The organism is Arthrobacter sp. HMWF013, assembly GCF_003061105.1.
In the GTDB taxonomy this organism is placed as follows: Bacteria; Actinomycetota; Actinomycetes; order Actinomycetales; family Micrococcaceae; genus Arthrobacter.
Genome location: NZ_QAIQ01000540.1, coordinates 2084 through 4226 on the forward strand (window position 1 = coordinate 2084; position 2143 = coordinate 4226).

At 67.6% G+C, this 2143-nt stretch carries 3 protein-coding genes; 2 read left to right on the plus strand and 1 reads right to left on the minus strand.

Features of this window, described 5'->3' with window-relative positions; genetic code table 11:
• Both dapB and DBR22_RS18595 read left to right on the plus strand, forming a co-directional pair.
• Positions 1 to 642 (plus strand): 4-hydroxy-tetrahydrodipicolinate reductase (gene dapB / locus DBR22_RS18590; RefSeq protein WP_108600232.1); only part of this gene is annotated, 642 nt, incomplete at its 5' end.
• Positions 643 to 645: 3 nt separating this feature from the next.
• Positions 646 to 1125 (plus strand): hypothetical protein, encoded by a 480-nt coding sequence (locus DBR22_RS18595; protein WP_108600227.1) that lies wholly within the window; start codon positions 646 to 648, stop codon positions 1123 to 1125.
• Between the two features lie 34 nt (positions 1126 to 1159).
• Here the strand turns inward: DBR22_RS18595 and DBR22_RS18600 are convergent.
• A partial coding sequence (locus DBR22_RS18600) for a hypothetical protein (RefSeq protein WP_258229294.1) occupies positions 1160 to 2143 on the minus strand: 984 nt, incomplete at its 5' end.

Genomic DNA, 2143 nt, shown 5'->3' on the forward strand with positions numbered 1-2143 from the left:
GACTCCTTGGACCAGCTGGCTTCCTCGGGCGCCCGGTTCGTGGTGGACCTGACCGTCCCGGAGAGCACCGAGGCGAACGTCCGGTACGCCGTCGAACATGGCATGCACGCAGTGGTGGGGACCACCGGCTGGGACGCAGACCGGCTCGCACGGCTGGAAGCACTCCTCGCGGAGCACCCGGAAACCGGCGTGCTGATCGCCCCCAACTTTGCCCTGGGATCTGTGCTGGCGTCAGCCTTCGCCGCTCAGGCCGCCAAGTACTTCGAGTCCGTGGAAATCATCGAACTGCACCACCCGGACAAGGTGGACGCGCCCTCCGGGACGGCTGTCCGTACTGCCCAGCTCATCGCGGCCGAGCGCCAGGCAGCCGGCGTTCCTGCCAGCCCTGACGCCACCACCACCGAACTGCCTGGAGCGCGGGGCTGCGACGTGGACGGCGTGCGTGTGCACAGCGTGCGGCTCCGCGGGCTGGTGGCCCACCAGGAGGTGCTGCTCGGCGGTCCGGGGGAGCAATTGACGTTCCGGCACGATTCCTTTGACCGGGTTTCCTTTATGCCGGGTGTGTTGCTCGGCGTCCGCAACGTCGCTGCCCATCCCGGACTGACGGTGGGCCTGGACGGCTACCTGGACCTGGGGATCTAGGCCGTGGGCGATTTCCTGGCGGCGTTCCGCAAGAACCGCACCAAGATCTGGGTGGGTGCCGTGACGCTTCTCCTCGTCTTTTACCTGGTGGTCTCCTTCCAGCGGTCCGTCCTGCTGCTGACAGACAGCAACCCGGCCGCGAAGGCCATCGGCGCCGCCTACCTGGTGCTGCCGATCGTCGGGGCATGGGCCATGATCCGGGAACTGATGTTCGGCGCGCGCACGGAACAGATGGCGAAGGTCCTCGAAGCCGAGGGCGGGCTTCCCGTGGATGAACTGCCGCGCACACCGGCGGGCCGTATCGTCCGTTCCGCGGCGGACCTGGAGTTCGAAAAGTACAAGGCAGAGGCCGAGGCGGCTCCCGGAGATTGGCGCTCCTGGTTCCGGCTCAGCTGTGCCTACGATGCCGCAGGGGACCGCAAGCGCGCCCGCGCCTCCATGCGCGATGCCGTCCGGCTATTCCGCGGCAAGGTTCCGGCCTAGCTGCCACGACGCCGCCCTGGAAAGCCTGTGCCTGTTAAGGCTGGCCGATCCGTTCGCCGCGCCCGATCCTGTTGGCGGCGTGGCCAACCCATTCCAATGGTCCCCGCCACTTCAGCAGGACAAACGCCGTGCCCACGATGACGGCTGTCGCGGCGTGGGCAAAGTACATGCCGTCCTCTGTCCAGCCCGCAGGCAGCGGCTTGAGGTAGAACCCCGAAACCACCCAAACATGGACTGTGTAGAGCGTCAGCGTCATGGCTCCGGCGCCCCGCAGGGGCAACAACAGGTCGAGGTCCAGCCATTCAGCGAGCCTCCCGAGCAGCAGGCACGCGCCCACGACGGCGGCAGCCACACCGGAGGTGTGGGCCAGGTCCAAGGCAGTGGCGGAGTGCGGCGCGGCGGCTGCGAGCCACCACCAGGATCCTTCCTGGCGGATTCCGGTGAGGTTGACCTGGAGCACGCTGTCGAGCGGATAGCCGGGGGCATTCAGGACGTCCTCGAGCGCCGCCCGGCCACCCCAGTTCTCCATCGCGGCCGTGCCAATGGCCTTGGCCAAGGCGGCCACTGCGATGCCGCCTGTCAGCAGTACCACCGGAATCATCGCCTTGGTGAGGGCAAGCCGGCCGATGACCAGGCCCACCAGCAGATACGCCAGCCACTGGAAAACCGGGTAGTAGCCGGTGAGGAAGAGGTCACCCAGCAGGGGGAAGGGCGTCCCCAGGTCTTCCCAGGACGGGTTGTGCCCCAGGTTCAAGGGCGGATCTGACGCCATCAGCCAAGGCCTCAGCAAGTAGGCCAGGACCGGCGAAAGCACGATCCAGCCAACGGCCCAGGCGCACAGGGCCTTGAGCTTCAGCCCCAGGAACGGCAGGACGCAGAGGAACAACAAGGCGTAGTGGACCAGAATGATGGCAAGGTTGACCTCCAGCCCGCCCAGTGAGAGCCCGACGGCGGCGATCACCAGTGCGCGCAGCGCGATTCCACGGCGGGCAGCATTCAGGGCAGCCCCCTCGGGAGG